The organism is Aquamicrobium sp. LC103 (genome assembly GCF_001014615.2).
Taxonomy (GTDB): Bacteria; Pseudomonadota; Alphaproteobacteria; order Rhizobiales; family Rhizobiaceae; genus LBCQ02.
This window is the reverse complement of sequence record NZ_LBCQ02000012.1, coordinates 43341-65710: the sequence shown is the minus strand read 5'-3', so window position 1 is coordinate 65710 and position 22370 is coordinate 43341. Positions and strand designations below refer to the sequence as shown.

Here is a 22370-nt window from a genome sequence, read left to right as displayed (position 1 = left end):
CTTGTGGTTTCAGGCCCGCCCATGGGAAACACGCGACCGGCGGGCAAGCGAATCGACGATGACCGCGATCGCCAGGACGCCGCCGGTGATCATGTAGCGAAGCGACGACGACAGATCGAGCAAGGTCAGACCGCTGGCGATCGACTGGATGACGATGATGCCGAGAAGCGCCGAATAGGCGCTGCCGCGTCCGCCGAAGAGGCTGGTCCCGCCGATGACGGCGGCCGCGATCGCATTCAGATTGACGTCGCCGGTGCCGGCCTGCTGGCTGGCGGTGGCCAGGCGTGCGGCACCGAGCACGCCGCCGGCCGCGGCGAGCGTCGAGCATGCCACGAAGGCGCTGGCATAGATCAGCTTGACATTGATGCCGGCACGGCGCGCTGCCTCGCGATTGCCGCCGACGGCCGACATGGAACGACCCCATCTCGTGCGCTTGAGCGCGTAGTTCATCGCGACCACGAGCCCGACGAACAGGCCGAACATCCATGGCACCCCGCGATCTGTGTTGAGATAGTAGACGATGGCTTCGAGCACCACGGTGACGATCGCAGCCTGAAGGAGCAGCCCGCCGATGGATCGCGAGGAGAGCCCGGCAGCCTTCCGGCGTATGGCGGTTCGATAGCCGGCCGCGAAGACAATGACGCCGGCGAGAGCCGCCAAAACATAGGACACCCAATCCGGCATCATCAGCATCTGGCCGAAATTCACCAGTGCCGAGCCATAGGGCAGGTTGATCGAGCCGGTCGAGCCGAGGATGTAGAGCTGCATCCCCAGCACCGCGAGAAGTCCGGCAAGCGTCGACACGAAGCTTGGCATGCCGAACCGGTTGTAGAGCAGCGCATAAACCAGGCCCGCCACCGCGCCGAAGCCGAGCGCCGCGAGGATCGCCGGTGCGACCGGCCAGCCCTGATTGACCCACAGCACGCCGACCAGCGCGGAGGCAAATCCGCTGACCGAGCCTACCGACAGATCGATCTCGCCCACCATCAACACGCAGACGATACCGAGCGCTATGACACCCACGATCGAGCAGTCGAAGAGGAGATTTACGAGGTTGTTGGCCGACAGAAACACCGGGTTGAGCGTCTGGAACACGGTCCAGATGATCGCCAGCCCGACGACGACCGGGAGCGAGCCGAGATCGCCCGAGCGGACGCGGTTGAAGAAGGCGCGGACATTGTCGCCGACACCCGCCGCATGCGTCACGCGCTCGTCCCTGCGGTCGAGCAGCGGTTCGGTCTTGGCGTTTTCGTCGATGTCGGTCGTCATGGATGCTGTATCCCCGTCTCTTCACGGCGGGCGCGCCGACTCGCCCGACGCGAAACCGAATTGTCGGAAGCGCCGGTGATGGCACCGACCAGTTCCTGGTTCGATGCGTCGGCGGAAAAGACGCCGTTGTTGCGCCCCAGCCGCAGCACCACGACGCGGTCCGCCACCGCGCGCACGTCCTCCATGTTGTGGCTGATCATCACCACGCCGAGGCCACGCTCGCGCACGCGTTCGATCAGATCGAGCACTTCCGCGGTCTGGGCGACGCCGAGGGCCGCGGTGGGCTCGTCGAGCAGGATCACCGTCGGCTCGAGCAGCAGGGAGCGCGCGATAGCAACCGTCTGGCGCTGGCCGCCCGAAAGCGATGCCACAGGCTCGCGCACACTTGGAATGCGCGCCGACAACTCGTTGAGCAGCGTCCACGCGCGGATCTCCATGGAGACCTCGTCGAGCTGGAATGGATTGATTTCGCGGCCGAGGAAGATATTGGCGACCACGTCGAGATTTTCGCAAAGCGCCAGATCCTGGAAGACGGTCGCAATACCGAGCTTCAGCGCGGCGCTCGGATTGGCAAGCGTGACCGGCTTGCCGTGGAAGGCGATCTCGCCGGCGCTCGGCTGGTGCACGCCGGCAAGGATCTTCACCAGGGTCGACTTGCCCGCGCCGTTGTCGCCGACGAGGGCGACGACTTCGCCGGCATGGACGTCGAGATCGATGTCGGCCAGCGCCGAGACCGCGCCGAAATTCTTGGAGACGCCGCGCAAGCTCAATACCGGGCTGCGGTCGGGGGCGCCGTCATGCGCACTGTCCGTCATCTGCTCACCTGTTTCCTGATCCGAACCCGCCGGTCGCCCGAGGCGGCCGGCGGGTTCGCCATTGTCCTACTCGATGATGCCGAGCTTCTTGCAGCCTTCCTCGTAGCGTCCGCCGCAGAGATCCTCGGCCTTGGCGATCCCCTTGTCGATGATCTCTGCCTTCAGGTTCTCCGCCGTAACGACCGCCGGAACGAAAAGCTGCGACGGCGTATCATAGAGCGTCACCTCGGCTTTCGGCGTCTCTCCCTTGAGAAGCTGGACGGCGACGTTCGCCGCGGCGGCGGCAACGATCTCGCTCGGTTTGGAGATCGTGTTGTACTGGTCGCCGGAGATGATGAGCTGAAGCGCGGCGGTGGTCGCGTCGTTGCCCGTGACCGGAGGCACCGGATCGAACCCGGCAGCCTTGAATGCCGCGATAGCGCCGCCCGCCGTGCCGTCATTGGCGGCCACCACGCCGAGAATGTTCTTGTTGAAGCGCGTGACCTGGCCGGCGGCCCATTGCTGCGCCTTGGGCGGCGCCCAGTCCGGTGTGTCGAATTCAGCCAGGATCGCATAGCCGCTATTGTCGAGCCCGGCGTGAATGCCCTTCTTGATCAGGCCGGCGGCGGCATCGGTCGGCGAGCCGTTGATCTGGAGCACGCCGGTGCCCTCGCCCGGCTCGACATTCGTCGCCTTGAGATGCTCTACGAGCGATTCCGCGATCGACTTGCCGATCGCCTCATTGTCGAAGGAGACGTAGAAATCGGCCGGCGTCGCCGGGATCGGGCGATCATAGGCGATCACCTTCACGCCCTGGCCCTGCGCCTGCTTGACGAGCGAGGCGGCGGCCGCGGAGTCGACCGGATCGAGCACGATCACCTTGGCGCCCTGCGAGATTGCCGAATTGAACTGCTGCTGCTGCCGCGCCACGTCGGCGTCGGCGTTCTGGTAGATCACCTTGCAGGATTCGCAAAGCTTCTTCATCTCGGCGATGAAGCCGGGCGCGTCATGCTCCTCGTAGCGGGTCGATGCCTGATCGGGCATCAGGAACGCCACAGTGGCGTTGTCGGCGCTTTGAGCCAGCGCACCGCCGCTCAAAAGCGTGGCTGCCAGCATACCCAGACCGGCAGTTTTCCAGAAAGTCGTTTTCATCTGATCTCCTCCATTTCCATAAAGGAACGATTGGTGGCAGGTCCCGGTGCCAGACGATCGGCCAAGGCCTTGCCGTTGTTGCTTCGTCGCACTGTTCTCAGCGATGACCTCTCCTCCCTGCCTCCTTCCTCAAGCGCGCATCGCGTCGATGTTTTCCGCAAGTAGCCGTCGGAACCGCGAGGGCGGCATGCCCTTCTCGGCCAGGAACTGACGGTTGAAATTCGAGAGATTGTTGAAGCCGACCTCGTAGCAGATATCGGCGATCGAGGCCTCCTCGTCGCTCATCAGGATCTGGCAGGCGAGGTTGATGCGCAGCCGCTTGACATATTGCACCAGCGACATGCCCGTGTGGCGGCGGAACGCGCGGGAAAACGCGCTGGTTGACTGGCCTGCGATCGCGGCCAGGTCCGTCTCGTCGAACGGCTGGGTCAGGTTGTGGCGAATATGGCCGAGCGCCTTGTTCATTCCCGCCGACATGTAGCCCGACGGGTCGGGCAGATAGTTGGGGCTCGCCAGCGTCCGGGCGCCCTGCGCATGACCGAGAATCCCTGCGATCGCCATGAACAGCTCGAGGCGGCGGATGCCCTGGGCCTCCATCAGAGCGGCCATCAGCGGCCAGATTTCGCGGCCCGTCTCTTCCGAAAACAACACGCCGCGCCGCGCCGACTGAAGCAGCGGGCCGAGCGCGGCAAGCTCGGGCAGCGCTTTCATGGCGTCGTCTATGAAGCATTCGCTGAACTGGATGATACGTCCCCTCAGCGGAACGCTGGAACCCTCCGGGACGTCGCTCACCCAATTATGCGGAAGGTTCGGACCGGTGAGCACGAGATTGCCGGGCTCGAACTCGCCGATGAAATCGCCGACGAAATAGCGGCCGCTGGTGGAAACCACCAGGTGAAGCTCGTATTCGGGATGAAAATGCCAGCGCACCGTATGGAAGGGGTAGCCGTGCGACCAGGCCGTGAAGGATTCACCGCGTCGAATCTGGACCAGCTCGAGGTCGGGTTCCATCCTGTTCCTCCCGAACGTAGCGGCGGAACGCACCGCAAGTTCGTTCTTCCCGTCGGCCCGATATTCCCTTCGGGCTTGTGACTGGAGAACCATAGCCAGCGGACCAGCGGCGTGCCACCACGATTCCCGCGTATGACTGATACTTTTTTGACCGCAGCCTCACCAATGGTTGGACCAATGAAGTTCCCCACTGGCCTTGTCCAGGAAAAATGCTCCGCGGATTGTCGTCTTGAAAGCTCGGGAATTCTCCCGTGCCGCCGATCGTGGCAGGTTGATTACGGATGCGATTTTGATTCCAGGAAGAAAACCGCGTGACCGCTCCCGCCATTCACCGCCCCAACCCGCTCCATTTGCTGGCCGCCTTCGGCACCGGTGGCCTGCTGACGCTCATGGTTCATTTCAACGGCGAATTGGGTCTGCATGGCAACGCATTGTTCGCCTCCTGGAGCGCGCATGGCACGGGAACCGTTGCCGCGATCGTTCTGCTGGGGCTTCTTCATCGCCGCAGTCGCGGCGACCGGGGCCCATATGGCCGCGCGCCGCTGTGGGCCTATCTCGGAGGCATTTCCGGCGCCGTCACGGTCATGTTGACCGCCATTACGGTGAATTCGCCGCTCGCCCTTTCCGGCACGCTGGCGCTGGGGCTCGCGGGACAGGTGGTCTTCAGCCTCGCGGCCGATCGCTGGGGACTGTTCGGCTTGCCGGTGCGGCGGCCGCGCATGAACGACCTTGCCGCGCTGGGGCTCATCCTCGCAGGCAGCACCCTGATCATCCTCTCCGGGGCAGGCGCCATATGACGCTGTCGATCCTCTTTGCCGCGCTCGCCGGCGTCCTCGTGGGAGTTAGCCGCCAGATCAACGGGCGGCTCAGCCTTTCCACCTCGCCCCTCATCGCTTCCTTCTGGAACCATCTCGTCGGCTTCGTCGCACTGACCGCGGCAGGACTCGTTGCCGGAGGGCTGATCCCTCCCGGTGCCTTCGAGGCCCCCTGGCTCGCCTATTTCGGCGGCCCCATAGGCGTCGTCTTCGTGGCGGCCGGGAGTTGGCTGATCCCCCGCATCGGCGCGGTCAACACCGCGCTTCTCGTCATCGGCGGCCAGATGGTTTCAGGCGTGATACTGGACCTGTTCCGCTCCGCGTCGCAGACGCTTTGGGCAAGCTCGCTCGGCGTGATCCTGATCCTGGCAGGCGTCGTGCTCACCCGTCGGCGATAACGAGCGACGCGCTATAGCGTCGCCACACGCGGCGCCCGCATGTTTTCCATGGAAGCGGAAACGGCGAATGGATTGCGCAGCGGCAGACCGAAATCCGGCGCGGCGATCTCGAAAACGTCCCCTTCCCTGGCGCGCAAATCATCCGCAAACGAGCCCGCCGCCGCGCCGAACAGATGAATGTGCAGGTCGCCCGGCTGGCGGAAGAGATCGTGCCTGAAATGGTTGCGCTCGAGATCGGCTATCGAATGCAACATGCTGGTTTCGCCGGAGCGAAACGGCTCTTCCAAAAGCGCCCTTCCTCCGCGCAGAACGCGCAAGACGCCGCGAATATCGGCCGGAAGGTCGCCCACGAGGATTTCCGGGCCGAACGAACTCGGCCGGGGCTCCGAGGAGGCCAGATCAGGAGATTCGGCGCGTTGGTCGGCATGACCGAAGAACCCGTTCGCAAGAGCAAAGCCGAGACGGAACGGCGTTCCGTCGTCGCCGATCACGTATATGCCCGCGATCTCCGGCTCTCCGCCGCCTCTTCCCGGCAATGAGGGCGAAGCAAACGGCGCTCCGGGCGCGATGGCGGAATATCCGTTGCCCCTGTAGAACCAGGCTGGTTGCGCATTGGTCGGGCGGCCCGGCGTTGTTCCTTTCCCCCGCCGTGAAGACGGCACCTGTCTCGAAACCGCCACTGCCGCCTCGCCCATTTCGGATGCGGCGGGATGCAGGCGTCCGGAACCGGCCAGGTGCATGCGGGCCGGATCGGGATGGGTGATCGGCAGCAGAACACGTCCCTCCTCGTAGACCGCCTCCAGATCAACCGCTTCACCAAGCCCGAGCTCATGGATTCTCGCCGCCAGCCGCGCACCGCTGCGTGCCGCCTCCACCGTCAGGCGATAGACGCTGCCGGCGTCGCGAACGACATAGGCCTCGCTGCCTTCGCGCACGATAACGCACAAGTCGCCGGTCGCGCCTCGTATCTGCGAAATCAGCAAGCCCGCGGTTCCCTTCAGGTCTGCTTGTTCTTGTTGTAGACGTCGAAGATGACGGCGGCGAGCAGCACCAGGCCTTTGATGACCTGCTGATAGTCGATGCCGATACCCAGTATCGACATGCCGTTGTTCATGACGCCCATGATGCAGGCACCGACGACCGCGCCGATGATCTTGCCCACGCCGCCTGACATCGACGCCCCGCCGATGAAGACGGCCGCGATCACGTCGAGCTCGAAGGAGACGCCGGCCTTCGGCGTCGCCGTGTTGAGACGCGCGGCGAAGATCAGGCCGGCAAGCGCCGCCAGCATGCCCATGTTGACGAAGGCCAGGAAGGTCAGTCGCTCGGTATTGATGCCGGAGAGCTTCGCCGCCTTCTCGTTGCCGCCGAGAGCGTAGATCCTGCGCCCGATCGTCGTGCTCTTGGTCAGGAAGGCGTAGATGGCCGTCAGGATCGCCATCGTGATCAATACGTTCGGCAAGCCGCGATAGGTCGAAAGCAGGTATGAGATGTAGATAATGGCGAGCGCGATGAGGCCGTTGCGGGCGATGAAGAAGCCGAATGGCTCCTCCTCCATGCCGAATTTCTGATGTCTCTTTCGCGAGCGGGCGGCCATGAATAGGATCGTGCCGGCAGCGACCAAACCCAGCAGCAGCGCGGTCAGGTTCGGCTTGTCGACGCCGAACAGGTCGGGAACGAAACCGGTGCTGAGCGCTTGAAAATTGCGGGGGAACGGGCCGACCGACTGCCCCTGGAGAATCCACAGGCTAAGCCCCCTGAAGACGAGCATGCCCGCGAGCGTGACGATGAAGGACGGAATGCGCCAATAGGCCACCCAATAGCCCTGTGCGGCGCCGATGAGAATGCCGACGAGGAGGCAGGCGGGGATGACCACGAATGTCGGCAACTGCCAATGGACGAGCATGATCGCGGCCAGCGCGCCGACGAAGCCGACCACCGATCCCACGGAGAGGTCGATATGGCCCGACACGATCACCAGCAGCATGCCGAGCGCCATGATGATGATGTAGCTGTTCTGAAGGAACAGATTGGTGATGTTGACCGGGCGCATGAGCGTGCCGTCGGTCACGATCTGGAAGAAGATCATGATGACGACAAGCGCCAGCAGCATCCCGTATTCGCGCAGATGATTGGAAAGATACCGCGCCGCGGACGACCTGGGCGTTTCCGCCGCGCTCTTGGTCAATGCCACTGCCGCCCCTCCTGCCCCTTCACGATCATTGCCATGATCCTTTCCTGGTTCGCCTCGGCCGCCGGCAGGTCGCCGACGATCGCGCCCTCGCGCATGACGCAGATGCGGTCGCACATTCCCAGCAGTTCCGGCATTTCGGAGGAGATCATGATCACGCCCTTGCCCTGATCGGCCAGCCGGTTGATGATGCCGTAGATTTCGAACTTCGCGCCGACGTCGATACCGCGTGTCGGCTCGTCGAGGATCAGCACCTGCGGCCCCGCGAAGAGCCATTTGCTGAGCACGACCTTCTGCTGGTTGCCGCCCGAAAGGTTCATCACCTTCTGGAAGATGCTCGGTGTGCGGATGCCGAGCGTGCGGCGATAGTCCTCGGCCACCTGGCGCTCGGCCGCGTCGTCGACCACGCCGTTCTTCGAAACGTCGCCGAGATTGGCGAGCGTGATGTTGCGCAGGATATTCTCCTCGAGGACGAGGCCGAGCGCCTTGCGGTCCTCGGTGACATAGGCAAGTCCGCTGCCGATCGCCCGCTCCACGGTCGAGACATCCACCTCGCGGCCGTTGAGCTTGACCGATCCGGAAATGTTCCGGCCGTAGCTCCGGCCGAAGAGGCTCATGGCGAATTCGGTCCGTCCCGAGCCCATCAGCCCCGCGATCCCCACCACCTCGCCGGCGGCCACGCTGATGCTCGCATCGCGGATGACCCGCCGGTCGGCGTGCAGCGGGTGGGTCACGTTCCAGTTGCTTACTTCGAGCAGCGTGTTGCCGATCCTGGGCACCCGCTCCGGATAGCGATGCGCCATGTCGCGGCCCACCATGTCGCGGATGATGTGTTCCTCGCTCACCTCGCGCTCATGGCAGTCGAGCGTGGAGACGACCATGCCGTCGCGCAGCACCGTGATCTTGTCGGCGACGCGCCCGATCTCGTTGAGCTTGTGCGAGATGAGGATCGACGTGATCCCGTGCTCCTTGAGTTCGAGAAGCAGTTCGAGCAATGCGTCGGCGTCGCGCTCCTGCAGCGCCGCCGTCGGCTCGTCGAGGATCAGCAGCTTCACGTCCTTCGACAGTGCCTTGGCGATCTCCACGAGCTGCTGCTTACCCACCCCGAGCGTATCGACCAAGGCCGTCGGCGGCTCCTTGAGGCCGACCTTGCGCAACAGGGCCTCGGTGCGCGAGAACGTTTCGGGCCAGTCGATCACCCCACGTCTGGCGATCTCGTTGCCGAGAAACAGGTTTTCGGCGATCGACAGGAGCGGCACCAGCGCCAGTTCCTGATGGATGATGATGATGCCGGCCCGCTCGCTGTCGGCGATGCCGCGGAAGGCCGCCGGCTGACTCTCGTAGACGATCTCGCCGTCATAGTCGCCATGCGGATAGACACCGCTCAATATCTTCATGAGGGTCGACTTGCCGGCCCCGTTCTCCCCGACAAGCGCGTGAATTTCGCCGCGTTCGACGCTGAGATTGACCTCGTCCAGCGCCTTCACGCCGGGAAAGCGCTTCGAAATACGGCGCATTTCCAGAATTGCGTCCATGGAAACATCCCGAACCGGAGACCGCCGGCGTCGATGGCGTCGGCGGCCGCGAGGCCTCTTACTGGATCTGTTCCTTGGTGTAGTAGCCGCTGCCGACCAGGATCTCCTCCCAGTTCGATTTGTCGACCGATACCGGCTCGAGAAGGTAGGACGGCACGACCTTGACACCGTTGTTGTAGGTTTTGGTGTCGTTGATCTCGGGCTCGCCGCCGCCCATCAGCGCGTCGACCATGCCGACTGTGACACGGGCAAGCTCGCGCGTATCCTTGAACACGGTCGAGTACTGTTCGCCGGCGAGAATGGATTTCACCGACGGAACTTCCGCGTCCTGGCCGCTGACGATGGCCATTTCCATGTCGCCGGAGCCATAGCCGACACCCTTGAGCGAGGAAAGGATGCCGATCGAGAGACCGTCATAAGGTGAAAGCACGCCGTGGACGCGCTCGTTGGTGTAATAGGCTGAAAGCAGATTATCCATTCGCGCCTGCGCCACCGCGCCGTCCCAGCGCAGCGTGCCGACCTTGTCCATGCCCATCTGGCCGGAAAGCACCTTGACCTTGCCGGCGTCGATCATCGGCTGGAGGACCGACATCGCGCCATCATAAAAGAAGAACGCGTTGTTGTCGTCCGGCGAGCCGCCGAACAGCTCGACATTGTACGGACCTTCGCCGAAACGCTCCTGAAGCCCGGCGACGAGGGAATTGGCCTGCTGCACGCCCACCTTGAAATTGTCGAAGGTGGCATAGTAGTCGACATGCTCGCTGTCCCGGATGAGGCGATCATAGGCGATCACCTTGATGTCGGCGGCATGCGCGTTCTCGAGCGCGTTCGACAGGGTGGTGCCGTCGATGGCGGCGATCACCAGCACGTTGACGCCCTTGGTGATCATGTTCTCGATCTGCGCGAGCTGGTTCGGAATGTCGTCCTCGGCATATTGGAGATCGGTCTCGTAGCCGGCCGCCTTGAACTGCTCGACCATCGAATTGCCGTCCGAGATCCAGCGGGCCGACGATTTGGTCGGCATGGCGATGCCGATCGTGCCCTTGTCCTGCGCATTCGCTTGCACGGAACCGGCGACAAGCGTCGCCGCCATGGCCAGACCGGCCAAGGCCTTCGTCCACATTCTCATCTTTTCCTCCCATTCGGCGCTCCTGCCCGGGCGCCCGTTGCTTCTCGACAACCGCAATACCTCTCCCAGCGGCATGCGGCAGGATTGCCCAGCCTGTTATGCGCGTCAAATGTCGATTCTAAAGTCTGATATGCAGTTTTTGGTATAATAGGCATAGTCGCGGCCATCGATGATGTCGGGGCGGAATGATGGAGCCGATCGTTTCCGGACTTGTCAGGCGCGGACTGAAGCTCAGTCATCTGAAGCTGTTCGCGGCCCTTTCCCAATCGGGTCAGATGAGCATCGCCGCGAAGGCCCTCGCCATCTCCCAACCGGCGGCCTCCCGGCTTGCCGCCGAAGCCGCCCATATCGCCGGCGCGGTGCTCTACGAACGCACGAACCGGGGTGTGGAGCTCACGCCCGCCGGTCAGATCCTCGCACGCCGCGCAAGGCGCATGCTGCAGGAGATCGACGAGACCGAGCGCGAGCTATCGGAGGCCGGCGCCGGCAAGCTCGGCAAGGTCCGGATCGGATCGGTCACCGGCCCGTCGGTCGAGCACATGTTGCCCGCCGTGCGACAGGCACGGCTCGACATGCCGCGCATCACGGTCAACATCGAGGTCGGCACGAGTGATGTGCTGGGCGAAGCCCTCCTGCAGGGCAATCTCGACTTCTATCTCGGCAGATTGCCGACAGGCCAGGACAAGCGGCAGTTCGAGGCAAGCTTCATCGGCCCCGAGCCCATCAGCCTGATCGTCAGGGAAGGCCATCCCCTCCTGCGCTTACCGATCCAGGCCGAGGAACGCCTGTCGGAATTCGACTGGGTGCTGCCGTTCGAGGCGACGCTGTTGCGTTCGACCGTCGAAAGCACGCTTCTGGCGCGCGGGATCTCGCTGCCGCGCAAGGTGCTCAACACCTCGTCATTCATGCTGACGGTGATGACCGTCAGCCGCACCAATGCGATCGCGCCGATCTCCACTGCGGTCGCGGATTTCTTCGCGGAGAATTTCGGCGCGCCGGCCGCGATCGCCAAGCTGCCGATCGCATTCGACATCGAGGTGGAAGCCTATGCGCTGATACGGATGGCGGGGCGCGAGCTGACGCCGGCGGCGCAGGCTATGTACGACATCGTCGACGCCGAGGTGTCTCACAAGCGGCCCGGCTTCTGAACCGGCGAAAGCTTCGACTATTCGCTGCACACCGCCCAGGCCGCTTCCGGCGGCGCGGCTATGGTCACGGTGCGCCCGACGCCGACGTCGGCGAGCGACGACGCCTCGACATTGAGCTTCTGTGCCGGGGTCTTCACGACGATCGAGCGGTGCGACCCGCGGAAGATCGCCTGCACCACCTCGCCCGACCAGGACAGGCCGCCATTCGCCTTTGCTGCCTCGCAGACCTGGAGATTTTCGGGCCGCACCATGACGGTGACGTCGGCGCCCTTAGTCATCTCCGTCGCCGCATGGCATTCGCCCGACCATCCCTGGCCTTCCACGGACAATTTGAAGACGGCGCCACCATTCGGCCGGCAATCCTTGACCTTGGCCGCGAGCAGGTTCGGCGTGCCGAAGAAGGCCGCGACCTGCCGGCTTTCCGGCCGCTGGTAGATTTCCTCCGGCGCGCCGACCTGAAGGATCTTGCCGCCATGCATGACGACGACGCGATCGGAAAGCGCCATCGCCTCCGCCTGGTCGTGTGTCACATAGAGCGCGGTGATCTTCAGCCGCTGCTGGAGCTGGCGGAACTCGTCGCCCATCTGGGTGCGCAGCCGCGCGTCGAGATTGGAAAGCGGCTCGTCGAGAAGCAGCACCTCGGGCTCGAAGACGAGCGCGCGCGCGATCGCCACGCGCTGCTGCTGGCCGCCGGAAAGCGCCGGCGACGGCCGTTCCGCATATTGTTCCATCTCGACCAGGCGCAGCGCGCCCATCACACGCTCCCTGATCTCCGCCGCCGGGCGACGGCGGATGCGCAGCGGATAGGCGACATTGTCGAAGACGGTCATGTGCGGCCAGATCGCATAGGACTGGAAGACCATGCCGAGACGGCGGCGTTCCGACGGCACGAAATAGTTGCTGTCCGCGTCGGAGACGACATTGTCGCCGATGCTGATGCGCCCGCCCGTGTTCTTCTCCAGGCCAGCCACCATGCGCAGCGTCGTCGTCTTGCCGCAGCCCGAGGGGCCGAGCAGCGTCACGAACTCGCCGCTCCTGATCTTCAGGTCGACGCCGTCCACGGCCGTGACCGCACCATATACACGCGAGACGTTTTCGAGCGTCACCGAAGCCATTATCTTCTTCCTTCCGGCGGCATGGGCAGGAATGCCGTCGCCGCAAACCACACATTGTCCGCGGCGGCCCAAGAAGCCGCCATTCTCACAGCTTGCTGATCCTGCTCTTGATCACCCTGAGTTGCACCCAGCGGAACAGGATGACGAGAAGCATCATCATCAGCCCGATCACGCTGACCTGCTCGGCATTGCCGTTGGTCCAAAGTTTCAGGAGCACGACCGAAAGCACCTCCGACCCGACCGAATAAAGCAGGATCGACGCGGACAGCTCTCGCATGATGCCGAAGAAGGTCAGCACCCAGCCGACGGCGAAGGCCGGCCAGGCAAGCGCCACCAGGATGCGCCACATCGTCTGGAACCAGGTCGCGCCATGCACCCTGGAGCATTCCTCCAGATCATAGGAGAGCTGGTGGTATGAGCCGGTCATGACGCGGGTCGCGACCGGCGTTCCGAGCGCGATATAGGCAAGCAGCAGCGCCCAGATCGTTCCATAGATCGGCAGCGGCCCCGGCAGCATGGCGAAGGCCCAGAGGAAGCCGACGCCGAGCACCATGCCGGGCATCATCCAGGGCAGCCATGCCATGACGTCGATCAGCCGGCGGCCCTTCCATTTCGTACGCACCGAGACATAGGCGACGATCGCGCCCAGCACCATCGTCGCCGTCGCGCCGAGCAGGCCGAGCGTCATCGTGTTTCGCATCGCGCGCCAGAATTCCGAATTGGCGAACACGGCGCGATAGTGCTCCAGCGTCAGCATGTCGTAGGTGTAGAAGCCGAAGAAGCGGAAGAACGAACCGAGCAGAAGCTGGCCGACCGGCAGGACGACGGTGACGAAGAAGAACAGCACGCAGAAGCCGAAGGTCACCCAGCGCCACGGGCCGAGTTCGATGACGTTCGGTCGAAAACCCTTGCCGGTGACCGTCTGAAAGCTCTTGCCGCGCAGAAGGCTCCATTGCCACAGGACCAGCAGGAACATCAGTCCCAGAATTGCGAAGGATAGCGCGGTGGCGTACTGGTAGTCGGGCGTGGCGCGATGATTGATGGATTCGTAGATTTCCGTGGTGATCACTGTGATGCCGGCCGGCGTTCCAAAAAACAGCGGTGATTCAAAGGATTCGATGCCTCGGATAAAGCTCAGCATGAACGAGCTTGTCAGCACCGGCAGCATCAGGACGAGCGTGATCTTGCGAAACGTGCTCCAGCGCGAGGCGCCGCACATGCGGCTCGATTCCTCGAGCGACGGATCCATCGCGCGGAACGCATCGACGATGAAGAGAAACAGGAACGGTATCGAATACTGGCACATGTGCCAGATCACGCCGCCATAGGAATAGACGTTGACCAGCGGCTCCTCGGCTCCGGTCAGCCAGCGCCAGGCCATGTTAATGACGCCGACCTGCGGGTTGCCGAGCATGCCCCATGCCATCGCGGTAAGGATCGGCGGGATAAAAAAGGGCAAGGTTATCAGCACTTCGAGCGTGCCGCGGAACGGCGTGTCGGTGCGGGCGATGATCCACGCGAGCAGCACAGCGATCGAAAGCGAAGGGATGGTCTTGGCCAGAGAAATGCCGACCGTGTTGACGAGGACGAGGAGGTTCTGCGCCGTCAGGATGGCGCGATAGCCGGCCAGGTTGAACTCGCCCGCCATGCCCGGCGGCGTCGAATGCAGGCTGCCATAGAGCAGCATCGAGAGCGGATAGAGCGTCAGGAAGCCAAGGATGAATATCAGCACGGCCATGCCGATATTTCGCCCCAGCGTGCCCCCGGAGAACGCGCGCGTGAATGCATTGCCGCGCAATTGTGTACTCGCATCAACGCCCGAGGAGCGATTGTAGGCGATCGTCATGGGGAGCCCTCGCTGCTTCCGCTCTAAAAGCGGATCGCGTCGCCGGCAGCGCGAGCCGGGCGACGCGATCGCCTGTTACTTGTAGATGGCCTTGGCCTTTTCGAGCATCTCGTTCTGCCGGCGCGAATCCGACGTGCCGAGAAGCTTGGCCTCGGAGAGCGCGCGGATATTGTCCGGCAGTCCTTCCGTCACGCCGTCGACCACCGGACCATGGCCAAGCTCGGCGTAGATTTTCTGGGCGGCCGGCGACTGCAGGAAATCGATGTAGAGCTTCGCGGCATTGGGATGCGGCGCGTTCTTCAAAAGCACGTTGCCGTAGAGCACGTAAGGCACGCCCTCTTCGGGAATGACGGCCTGTACGGGAAGACCCTCGAGACCCGGCGCGTCGGTCAGGATCAGCGGAATGTAGATCGCGTACTCCCCGCGTGCCACGCGCCGCTGCGACTCGCGCTGGTCGCGCGTGAAGGTGAGCTGCTGCTCGCCCATCTTCTTGTGGAAGTCCTCGCCGATCTTGTCGTAGGTCGAGAACCACCAGGAATATCCGCCGCCGATGGCGCGCGGATCGTCCGCCAGGATCTTGCCTTTCCATTTCGGATCGGTGAGGTCCGTCCACTTCTTGGGAATCTCGTTCTCCGGCACGAGCCTCGTGTTGACGAGCATCCCGTAGGGGATCGTCATCACCGAGGCCATCGGCACTTCGAGCTTGAACTGGTCGCGCACCTTGCCCGAATTGGGCGTCACGGGCAGCGGATCGATCGACTTGTCCTCGAGATCGTAGAGGCGGGTCTGGCCTTCGCTCGTGAACATCACGTCGACCGCGTAACGCCCCGCCGCCTGCTCGACCCGCACGCGTTCGCGGATCTCGCTGGCGCGGGCTTCCAGCACCTCGACCGAGATTCCGTATTCCGCGGTGAAGGCATCGGCTATCGCCTTGGTGCTCGGCTGGCCGACATAGGCCGTGTAGAGCACGAGGCTGCCTTCCTTTTTCCCCGCCTCGATGACCTTTTCCCAGTCATCCTCCTGCGCAATCGCGGAAAAACTTGCGCCCGACATGATCGCGGCGCTGCCGGCGGCCGCGAGAAAAAGCCGCCGCGACCAGCTTCTAACGGCGGTGGTCCTTGTATTCGTCACTTCTCTCTCCTCCCTGGAACTGACAATGCCGGATTGCAGCCACGGCTTGCTTCGCCGCCTGTTTCCGGCCCTTGAACCTGTCGCGGCCGTTTGCCGGCCGTAGTTTCTTTCCTCCAGTCCAGCGGCGCCGTGTAGAAGAGGCGCCGCGCTCGTTATGCCTTCAGACCGCGTCGCGATCCTTGCGCTTGACGATTTCGACGAAACCGCGATCGGCATCGACCTTCACCCAATCGCCCGTCTCGATGACCTCCAGCGGATCCTGGTCGAGTTCCGTCATCGCCGGCACGCGCGAAACGACGCAGCCGAGTGCGACCTTGGTCGTCATCTTGTTGAACAGCATCGCGCAGGGCGAAGCGCCATTGATGCGGGCCATATGGAAATAGGCCGAATACCCCGACGAACCCTTGGCACCCGGGAAAACGAGCACCTTGCCCTTGAAGCTCTGGCCGCGCAGCTCGTGCCGGCGCTCGATCACCGTACCGTCGCGCTCGTTGATGCCGCCCCAGCCGGAGATGGTGTCGCCCGTGACGATCGCCTCCCCCTCCGCGACGCCCCCGACGACCTTGCGCCCCTTGAGCGTGATGGCCTGGCTCATTGGAGGCCTCCCTGCCAACGGCCCGCGATCGCCGCCTCGACGCAGTCCCTCACCGAGCCGAACCAGGCCTCGACTCCCGTTATCGCAGGCAGGTAGTGCGCCTGCTTGGCGGAATCGGTCGCCACCACCTTGGTGCCTTTGGGCATATGCCTTGAGATCGCCGGGCAGGTGTCGCTCATCACCACGCCGCCGGCCTCCTCGATCATGCGCACATAGCCGTTGCGCTCGGCAACCTCACGCAACGCGCGCGGCGTGTGCACCCACAGCGCGGTGTTGGGGTGTATTTTGCGGCCCTCCAACAGCGATGCGGCGAGCCATACCTGGTCGATCGAATTATGCGGACAACCGAGCATGATGAAATCGACCTCGCGCGAGGTCGCGCAGTTGAGGTTCTCGTAGGCGCGGCGGCGCTCGGCATCCCCGAAGCGCAGCCGTCCTTCCATCTTCCTGCCGCCGAAGGCTTCCTCGATGGAGCGTGCTTCCGGCGTGATGCCGGGGATGTGGTACATCTCCACGCCGCCGGAGGATGCGGCGGCCGCCCCGAAATGCTTGAGCTTCACCAGATCGGGCTGATGGGTGAGGCCCGACAATACCGGCACGTCCTCCTGGACGACCTCGCCGAGGTGGTAGCCGAGAAGCCCCCAATCCATCATGTCGTCGACCTCGATCTCGACGTCGACCAGATGCGTGGCGCGGCGGTTTTCCGGGATGTGGTAGCCCCAATAGGGGATGCGCCCGGTCAGCGCGGCCGCCCCCGTGCTCTCCTTGCCCTCGGTGTTGGTGCGCGCGCCGAGCACTGAATTGCAGTAGACGACCGCGGACGATTCCATCCACGCGCAATGCTCGCCCTTCACCGGCACGTTGCCGACCTGATAGGGGGTGCAGGTTGCGAACATGTTGATGCCGCGACGGCCGAAGAAAGCCTCGGCCTTGCGCTGCGATTCCACCAGATGTTCGGGAATGCCCTGTATCTGCCAGTTGCGATCGTCGATGCCGGTGATGAGCTGGCAGGTGTGCGCCACCATGCGGGGAATCTCCACCGTCTCGTCGCTGTCGAGATTGAGTTCGGAATAGACCGCGTCGAAGCCCTTCTCGGCTATCTTCTGCACGGAGGGTGTCGATGCATTGAAGGCACCGGCGACATTGTTGGTCTCGACGAGCCGCTCCGCCCCCAGGGCCTCGCCATAGCGCACCAGGAGGTCCATCGCCTTCTGCTTGGCGGGGCCGTGCTCGCCGTCGAGCAGTGACTTTTCATGGTCGGTCAGTCGCATGGCTTGCGCGCCTCAGGCTGCGTTGGCGGGACGGATACCTTCGTTGCGGTCGCGCCCGTGGATCGGCTCGACCTTGTCTACATTGTCATGCAGGCGCTCGCGAAGCGTCGCAAGATCGATCTGATGTACGCTGCCGGTTCCCGCAAGATCAAGCGCGTGAGCAGCCGCCGCCCCCATCGCGATGCACGGACCCATCACGCGAACGCTGGCGAGCGCGGCGGTGTCGGCGTCGATGCAGCGGCCCGCGGCAACGACGTTGTCGGCCTCCGCCGGCACCAGCGCGCCCAGCGGAACATAGTGGACGTGGTCCTCGTCGAATGTGTGCCAATGATGGCCGGAGGAATGGTCGTGCAACTCGATCGGCCACGCCGTGCGGGCGACCGCGTCGTCGAACCTGGTGCCAGCGCGCACGTCCTCGGTGGTGAGCTGCTGGCGTCCGACGATCCACCGCGTCTGACGAATGCCCGGAAAGCCGTAGGCCCGCACGCGCGCCCCGCCGAAGCAGGCCGGAAATTCGCGACGCAGGAACTGGACCGCCCTGTCGGCCTGGTCCTTGCCATCGAGCGCGCGCTTCGACGCCTCCAGCGGCTCGAGCGGCGTTTCGACATGGGTCATGTTCATTGCGGCGACGCCGCGGCCCGGAATGACGAAAGCGAGACCCTCGCGGCGCAGAAGGCCGTATTCTTCGCCCTTCTCGCTCATCCGCTGGGAAATTTCCTGCTTGCTCGGCTGGCTGGCCTCGTCGATGTTCTCCAGCACCACCATCTGCGTGCCGTAGACCGTTGCGTCCGACGCCTCGCGGCACTCGAAACCGGCATTCCAGGAAAGGGCCGCGTCGCCGGTGGCGTCCACGAAGCCGTCGGCGACGATGTTCACGTCGCCGTAGCGCGTCGCGCATTGGAGTTCGACCACGCGCCTGCCCTCGCGCTTGACGTCCCTCAGGACCGCGCCGAGGAGAACGGTGATGCCTTCCGCGCGGATCGTTTGCTCCACCCAGCGGCCGAGCGCGACCTCGTCGTAATAAAGAACCGTCGTCAGCGGCCCGTGCCGGAAGAACAACGCTCCGTCCTGCCGGCCGAGATCCCTGATGATGTCGTTCGCAATACCGCCGGTGAACTGATAGCCGTGCGTGCCGTTGGAAAACAGGCCGCAAAAGGTGCCGATGATGGAATTCACCGCCTGACCGCCGAGCACCGGAAGACCGTCCACCAGGATGACCTTGCGCCCAAGCCGCGCCGCCTCGATCGCCGCCGAAACGCCGGCGATGCCAGCTCCGACCACACAGATATCGGCGGAAACGCGCGTGGTTGCGTTTGCTGCTTCACGGCGGACAAGACGCGTATTTCGGGCGACATCGGCTTCCGCCATGCGCGACCTCCCTTCATTCCTCCGAATTCGCCGCGCCGCACCTCTCGAAAGGCCAAGCGCCACCCGTCACGGGCCTCGAATTCCCTCTGGAACGCAGATTGACCTTTTCTCCCATAGTCGAAAAGCACCAATTTTTTGCGTTCACTTTTCTCGATTGCAGAAAGATAGGCGGCACTGCTAGGCTTCATGAAAATTTACCTTGAGCCCCGCTTGCTCATTCGGACGGATCGCCGCCATGGATACGCTTCTCAATATCCGCACCTTCATCGCCACCGCCCGTTCCGGCAGCTTTTCGGCGGCCGGCCGCCAGTTGGGCGTTGCGCCTTCCGTCGTGACCAAGCGGATCAGCAGGCTCGAGGACCAGATGCGGGTGAAGCTCTTCATCCGCTCGACTCGCCAGCTCGTGCTGACCGAGGTCGGCGAACGATATCTTCCCCGCTACCAGGCACTGGTGAGGGAGGTGGACGAGGCGGTCAGCGGCGCCGAGGCGGTGGCCCGGCGCATCGAGGGTCATCTGCGCATCAAGGCGCCGACCACCTTCACCATCGCCTTTCTCGCGTCGATCCTGAGCGATTTCCAGGCGGAAAACCCCAACGTCACGATGGACGTCGCGCTCGTCGACCGCTCCGTCAATCCGGCGGAGGAGGGCTACGACATAGCGCTCGGCGCGCTGCCCGCCTCCTATTCTAATGTGATAGACGAACCGCTCTGCGCCTATCCGAGAACACTCTGCGCGGCCCCTTCCTACCTTGAGAGCCACGGCCTGCCGCAGCATCCGCGCGATCTCGTCGACCATGTCTGCCTGACTTTCCACGCCACCGGCTCGACATGGTCCTTTGTCAGTCCGCGCGGACCGATCGACGTCGAGGTACGTTCGGCCTTCAGCGCCAACGACACCCAGGTCCTGCACGACCTCGCCTGTCGCGGGCGTGGCGTCGCGATGGTCGCGAGCTACATCGCGCGCGATTCGATCCGCACCGGCAAGCTCATCGAGCTCATGCCGGAATACAGGGTTTCGGAACTGTGGCTGAAGGCGCTCGTGCCGCAGACGAAGGCGAGAAAACCGACGGTTCGCGCGCTTCTGGAATGGTTGCGGGCACACACGCAGCCCGTACCGCCGTGGGACATGGTGAGGCACGACGCGACGGCCTGACAACCTTCATCTTTGCCTTGAAGGATGAGACAGACCGGTTCGATCTTTCTCGAATCGCGAAAGCCAATAGTGCGAAAAAGCGTATTCTCAACGCTTCGGTGGTCCGTAAGCTCCAACCGATGAGACGACGCGTGGCCAGTGGACCAGCGCAAACCGTGGGGCCACGCGTTTTCTCGAGGAGACGAACCGATCCTCTTGCCTGCAATCGGCAGGCGTGGATCACCGGTTCGTCAGGGAGGAAGGACATACGCGGTGGAGACGCTTGTCGCCCCGCGCCCCGCGACCTTGTCGCGGCTGGGCGCAATAGATTGTGACGTTCATCCAGACGCGCCGCGGCGCGCGGACCTGATGCCTTATCTGGACGACTACTGGCGCGAGATGGTCACCTCGCGCGACGTCGATCTTCTGGAACTGACGAGCTACCCCACACGCACGCCCCCCTTCAACCGGCCCGACTGGCAGGCCGGCGAAGGCAAGGGCGTCGACAAGCTGCGCCGCAACCTGCTCGATCCCTTCGGGTTGCGCTGCGCGGTCCTGAACTGCGTGACCGGCGTTCACGCGATCTACGATCCCTATCTCGCCGCCGCGCTGTGCTGTGCGACCAACGACTGGCTCGCGACGGAATGGCTCGACCGGGACCCTCGCCTGCGCGCCTCGCTCGTCGTGCCGCTGCAGAACCCGCAGGCGGCCGTCGAGGAGATCGAGCGCCGCGCCGGCGACAAACGCTTCGTGCAGGTGCTGGCGCTGGCGATGGGCGAGATGCCGCTGGGGCGGCGCTTCTACTGGCCCATCTACGAGGCGGCGGAGCGGCACGGCTTCGCCCTCGGCATCCATGCCGGCAGCACCTACCGGCACGCGCCGAGCCAGAGCGGGTTTCCCTCGCATCTGGTCGAGGACCATGTGCACCAGTCGCAGGGCTTCGCCGCGCAGGTGGTCAGCCTGGTCGCCGAAGGCGTGCTGGTGAAATTCCCGAACATGAAGGTCGTGCTGATCGAATCCGGCGTTTCCTGGCTACCCGGCCTGATGTGGCGGATGAGCAAGGACTGGCGCGGCGCGCGCATAGAGATCCCCTGGGTCAAGGAACCGCCCGCGGCGCTGATCCGCAAGCAGATTCGCATGACCGCGCAGCCCTTCGACGCGCCTCTCGATCCGGCGGAACTGGAGCGCATCATCGAGCATCTCGACGCCGACGACATGCTGCTTTTCGCGACCGATTATCCGCATCGGCATTTCGACGGCGACGCGGCGCTGCCTGCCGGTTTCCCCGAACGTCTCCTCGATCGCTTCGTCGGCGAAAACGCGCTTTCCACCTATCCGCGACTGGAGGTCCTGCCATGAGCGACGCCGTTCTGGAAAGAGAGACCGCGCAGGAGACGAAGCTAGGCATAGTCGATTGCGACATCCATCCGGCGGTCAGCACGCCCGACGAACTGCTCGGCTTCCTGCCGCAGCGCTGGCGCAGCCATGTCAAGGACTATGGCACGCGCAGCGCCAACCCGCTGGTCGGCACCCTGCCCTATCCGCGCATGACGCCGGGCGGCGGCATGCGCCGCGACGCCTGGCCGCCTTCGGGCGGCCCGCCGGCGTCCGACCTCGCCTTCATGCGCGAGCAATTGCTTGATCCGCTCGATATCGAATACGGAATCCTGCAGCCGCTCGCCGCCGGCAGCTCCACCTTGAACCAGGAGCTGGGCGCGGCGATGTGCACGGCGATCAACGATTGGCAGATCGACAAATGGACCGGCCCGGAGCCCCGCCTCAAGGGCTCGATCTGCGTGACGCAGGAAGATACGACCGCCGCTCTCGCCGAGATCGAGGCCCGGGCCGCCGACAAGAGCTTCGTGCAGATCGCCATTCCGCCGCGCACCATCGAACCCGCCGGGCGGCGGCGCTATTGGCCGATCTACGAAGCGGCGGAGCACCATGGCCTACCGGTCGGCATGCATTCGGCCGCGGCCGGCGTGCACACCAACAGCGGCACCGGCTGGTTCTCCTTCTACATCGAGGAGCACTACGCCTTTGCCCATTCCCTGCAGACGGTGCTGACGAGCATGGTCTTCGAGGGCGTGTTCGAGCGCTTTCCGAAGCTGAAGCTGGTGGTGGTCGAGGGCGGGTTCGCCTGGGCCGCGCCGCTTGCCTGGCGGCTCGACCGGGAGTGGCGGCGGATGCGCTCGGAAGTGCCGCACGTCAAGCGGCCGCCTTCAGAGTACATCCGTGAGAACGTCTGGTTCACCACGCAGCCCATCGAGGAGCCCGAAAACAACCGTCACCTGCTCGACACCTTGCGATGGATGGGCACCGACCGGCTGATGTTCTCGACCGATTACCCGCACTGGGATTTCGACGATCCCCGCTACGCCTTCAAGGTGCCGCTGACGCCGGCCGAGCGTGCGGCGATCTTCCGCGACAACGCCAGGCAGGTCTACCGCCTGGCCTGATCGGAGCCTTG

20 protein-coding genes are annotated in these 22370 nt (G+C 64.1%); 6 read left to right on the top strand and 14 right to left on the bottom strand.

Features of this window, described 5'->3' with window-relative positions:
* Window positions 1–9: 9 nt before the first annotated feature.
* From XW59_RS22080 to XW59_RS22065, 4 genes are all read right to left on the bottom strand, one after another.
* Complete coding sequence (locus XW59_RS22080) at window positions 10–1269, bottom strand: ABC transporter permease (protein ID WP_047147989.1); 1260 nt, start codon at window positions 1267–1269, stop codon at window positions 10–12.
* Window positions 1266–2084, bottom strand: coding sequence for an ATP-binding cassette domain-containing protein (locus XW59_RS22075; RefSeq protein ID WP_047147990.1), 819 nt, complete (start codon window positions 2082–2084; stop codon window positions 1266–1268). Before XW59_RS22075 ends, XW59_RS22080 begins: the two co-directional genes overlap by 4 nt.
* A gap of 66 nt (window positions 2085–2150) precedes the next feature.
* Complete coding sequence (locus XW59_RS22070) at window positions 2151–3179, bottom strand: sugar ABC transporter substrate-binding protein (RefSeq protein ID WP_246666180.1); 1029 nt, start codon at window positions 3177–3179, stop codon at window positions 2151–2153.
* Window positions 3180–3344: 165 nt separating this feature from the next.
* Window positions 3345–4226 carry an AraC family transcriptional regulator gene (locus tag XW59_RS22065; RefSeq protein WP_047147992.1) on the bottom strand — a complete coding sequence of 294 codons (882 nt, stop codon included), beginning with the start codon at window positions 4224–4226 and terminating at the stop codon, window positions 3345–3347.
* Between the two features lie 311 nt (window positions 4227–4537).
* Between XW59_RS22065 and XW59_RS22060 the strand changes: the two genes are divergently transcribed.
* Entirely contained in the window at window positions 4538–5023 is a 486-nt protein-coding gene (locus XW59_RS22060; RefSeq protein ID WP_047147993.1) for a DMT family transporter, read from the top strand.
* Window positions 5020–5439: a DMT family transporter gene (locus XW59_RS22055; RefSeq protein ID WP_047147994.1), complete on the top strand. Its 420-nt coding sequence runs from the start codon at window positions 5020–5022 to the stop codon at window positions 5437–5439. The genes XW59_RS22060 and XW59_RS22055 overlap by 4 nt, the downstream gene beginning before the upstream one ends.
* 11 nt (window positions 5440–5450) lie before the next feature.
* On the opposite strand, the gene XW59_RS22050 is transcribed toward XW59_RS22055, so the two are convergent.
* The 4 genes from XW59_RS22050 to chvE are packed head-to-tail and all read right to left on the bottom strand — an operon-like array spanning window position 5451 to window position 10288.
* The gene (locus XW59_RS22050; RefSeq protein WP_047147995.1) at window positions 5451–6422 is read right to left on the bottom strand and encodes a hypothetical protein; all 972 of its coding nucleotides are present in this window, start codon (window positions 6420–6422) and stop codon (window positions 5451–5453) included.
* Window positions 6423–6436: 14 nt separating this feature from the next.
* Window positions 6437–7627, bottom strand: a complete 1191-nt coding sequence (mmsB, locus tag XW59_RS22045; protein WP_246666179.1) for a multiple monosaccharide ABC transporter permease — start codon at window positions 7625–7627, stop codon at window positions 6437–6439.
* Window positions 7624–9165 (bottom strand): multiple monosaccharide ABC transporter ATP-binding protein, encoded by a 1542-nt coding sequence (gene mmsA / locus XW59_RS22040; protein WP_047147997.1) that lies wholly within the window; start codon window positions 9163–9165, stop codon window positions 7624–7626. Before mmsA ends, mmsB begins: the two co-directional genes overlap by 4 nt.
* A gap of 58 nt (window positions 9166–9223) precedes the next feature.
* A complete protein-coding gene (gene chvE, locus XW59_RS22035; protein ID WP_206077737.1) occupies window positions 9224–10288 on the bottom strand; it encodes a multiple monosaccharide ABC transporter substrate-binding protein in 1065 nt (354 codons plus the stop codon).
* A gap of 191 nt (window positions 10289–10479) precedes the next feature.
* On the opposite strand from chvE, the gene XW59_RS22030 reads away from it, so the two are divergent.
* Window positions 10480–11442, top strand: a complete 963-nt coding sequence (locus tag XW59_RS22030; RefSeq protein ID WP_047147998.1) for a LysR substrate-binding domain-containing protein — start codon at window positions 10480–10482, stop codon at window positions 11440–11442.
* A gap of 17 nt (window positions 11443–11459) precedes the next feature.
* On the opposite strand, the gene XW59_RS22025 is transcribed toward XW59_RS22030, so the two are convergent.
* The 6 genes from XW59_RS22025 to XW59_RS22000 all read right to left on the bottom strand — a co-directional run bounded on the left by XW59_RS22025 (window position 11460) and on the right by XW59_RS22000 (window position 18768).
* Window positions 11460–12557 carry an ABC transporter ATP-binding protein gene (locus XW59_RS22025; protein WP_047147999.1) on the bottom strand — a complete coding sequence of 366 codons (1098 nt, stop codon included), beginning with the start codon at window positions 12555–12557 and terminating at the stop codon, window positions 11460–11462.
* Window positions 12558–12642: 85 nt separating this feature from the next.
* The gene (locus XW59_RS22020) at window positions 12643–14403 is read right to left on the bottom strand and encodes an iron ABC transporter permease (protein WP_246666171.1); all 1761 of its coding nucleotides are present in this window, start codon (window positions 14401–14403) and stop codon (window positions 12643–12645) included.
* A gap of 75 nt (window positions 14404–14478) precedes the next feature.
* On the bottom strand, window positions 14479–15534 hold the full coding sequence (locus XW59_RS22015) for an extracellular solute-binding protein (RefSeq protein ID WP_052958397.1): 1056 nt from the start codon (window positions 15532–15534) through the stop codon (window positions 14479–14481).
* A gap of 160 nt (window positions 15535–15694) precedes the next feature.
* Entirely contained in the window at window positions 15695–16129 is a 435-nt protein-coding gene (locus XW59_RS22010; protein WP_047148000.1) for a DUF126 domain-containing protein, read from the bottom strand.
* Window positions 16126–17400, bottom strand: coding sequence for an aconitase X catalytic domain-containing protein (locus XW59_RS22005; protein ID WP_047148001.1), 1275 nt, complete (start codon window positions 17398–17400; stop codon window positions 16126–16128). The genes XW59_RS22010 and XW59_RS22005 overlap by 4 nt, the downstream gene beginning before the upstream one ends.
* A 12-nt stretch (window positions 17401–17412) precedes the next feature.
* The gene (locus XW59_RS22000; protein ID WP_047148002.1) at window positions 17413–18768 is read right to left on the bottom strand and encodes an FAD-dependent oxidoreductase; all 1356 of its coding nucleotides are present in this window, start codon (window positions 18766–18768) and stop codon (window positions 17413–17415) included.
* Between the two features lie 235 nt (window positions 18769–19003).
* On the opposite strand from XW59_RS22000, the gene XW59_RS21995 reads away from it, so the two are divergent.
* From XW59_RS21995 to XW59_RS21985, 3 genes are all read left to right on the top strand, one after another.
* Window positions 19004–19921: a LysR family transcriptional regulator gene (locus tag XW59_RS21995; protein WP_047148003.1), complete on the top strand. Its 918-nt coding sequence runs from the start codon at window positions 19004–19006 to the stop codon at window positions 19919–19921.
* Between the two features lie 348 nt (window positions 19922–20269).
* A complete protein-coding gene (locus XW59_RS21990) occupies window positions 20270–21259 on the top strand; it encodes an amidohydrolase family protein (protein WP_246666170.1) in 990 nt (329 codons plus the stop codon).
* The gene (locus tag XW59_RS21985; protein WP_047148004.1) at window positions 21256–22359 is read left to right on the top strand and encodes an amidohydrolase family protein; all 1104 of its coding nucleotides are present in this window, start codon (window positions 21256–21258) and stop codon (window positions 22357–22359) included. The genes XW59_RS21990 and XW59_RS21985 overlap by 4 nt, the downstream gene beginning before the upstream one ends.
* Window positions 22360–22370: the final 11 nt, after the last annotated feature.

What these genes read in the sequence shown, in the direction of transcription:
- XW59_RS22070 (WP_246666180.1), bottom strand. Translation starts at nt 3,179, where the DNA reads ATGCTGGCAGCCACGCTTTTGAGCGGCGGTGCGCTGGCTCAAAGCGCC.
- XW59_RS22020 (WP_246666171.1), bottom strand. Translation starts at nt 14,403, where the DNA reads ATGACGATCGCCTACAATCGCTCCTCGGGCGTTGATGCGAGTACACAA.
- XW59_RS22080 (WP_047147989.1), bottom strand. Translation starts at nt 1,269, where the DNA reads ATGACGACCGACATCGACGAAAACGCCAAGACCGAACCGCTGCTCGAC.
- XW59_RS21985 (WP_047148004.1), top strand. Translation starts at nt 21,256, where the DNA reads ATGAGCGACGCCGTTCTGGAAAGAGAGACCGCGCAGGAGACGAAGCTA.
- XW59_RS22010 (WP_047148000.1), bottom strand. Translation starts at nt 16,129, where the DNA reads ATGAGCCAGGCCATCACGCTCAAGGGGCGCAAGGTCGTCGGGGGCGTC.
- XW59_RS22065 (WP_047147992.1), bottom strand. Translation starts at nt 4,226, where the DNA reads ATGGAACCCGACCTCGAGCTGGTCCAGATTCGACGCGGTGAATCCTTC.
- chvE (WP_206077737.1), bottom strand. Translation starts at nt 10,288, where the DNA reads ATGTGGACGAAGGCCTTGGCCGGTCTGGCCATGGCGGCGACGCTTGTC.
- XW59_RS21990 (WP_246666170.1), top strand. Translation starts at nt 20,270, where the DNA reads ATGCCTTATCTGGACGACTACTGGCGCGAGATGGTCACCTCGCGCGAC.
- XW59_RS22005 (WP_047148001.1), bottom strand. Translation starts at nt 17,400, where the DNA reads ATGCGACTGACCGACCATGAAAAGTCACTGCTCGACGGCGAGCACGGC.
- XW59_RS22075 (WP_047147990.1), bottom strand. Translation starts at nt 2,084, where the DNA reads ATGACGGACAGTGCGCATGACGGCGCCCCCGACCGCAGCCCGGTATTG.
- XW59_RS21995 (WP_047148003.1), top strand. Translation starts at nt 19,004, where the DNA reads ATGGATACGCTTCTCAATATCCGCACCTTCATCGCCACCGCCCGTTCC.
- mmsA (WP_047147997.1), bottom strand. Translation starts at nt 9,165, where the DNA reads ATGGACGCAATTCTGGAAATGCGCCGTATTTCGAAGCGCTTTCCCGGC.
- XW59_RS22025 (WP_047147999.1), bottom strand. Translation starts at nt 12,557, where the DNA reads ATGGCTTCGGTGACGCTCGAAAACGTCTCGCGTGTATATGGTGCGGTC.
- XW59_RS22055 (WP_047147994.1), top strand. Translation starts at nt 5,020, where the DNA reads ATGACGCTGTCGATCCTCTTTGCCGCGCTCGCCGGCGTCCTCGTGGGA.
- XW59_RS22030 (WP_047147998.1), top strand. Translation starts at nt 10,480, where the DNA reads ATGATGGAGCCGATCGTTTCCGGACTTGTCAGGCGCGGACTGAAGCTC.
- XW59_RS22000 (WP_047148002.1), bottom strand. Translation starts at nt 18,768, where the DNA reads ATGGCGGAAGCCGATGTCGCCCGAAATACGCGTCTTGTCCGCCGTGAA.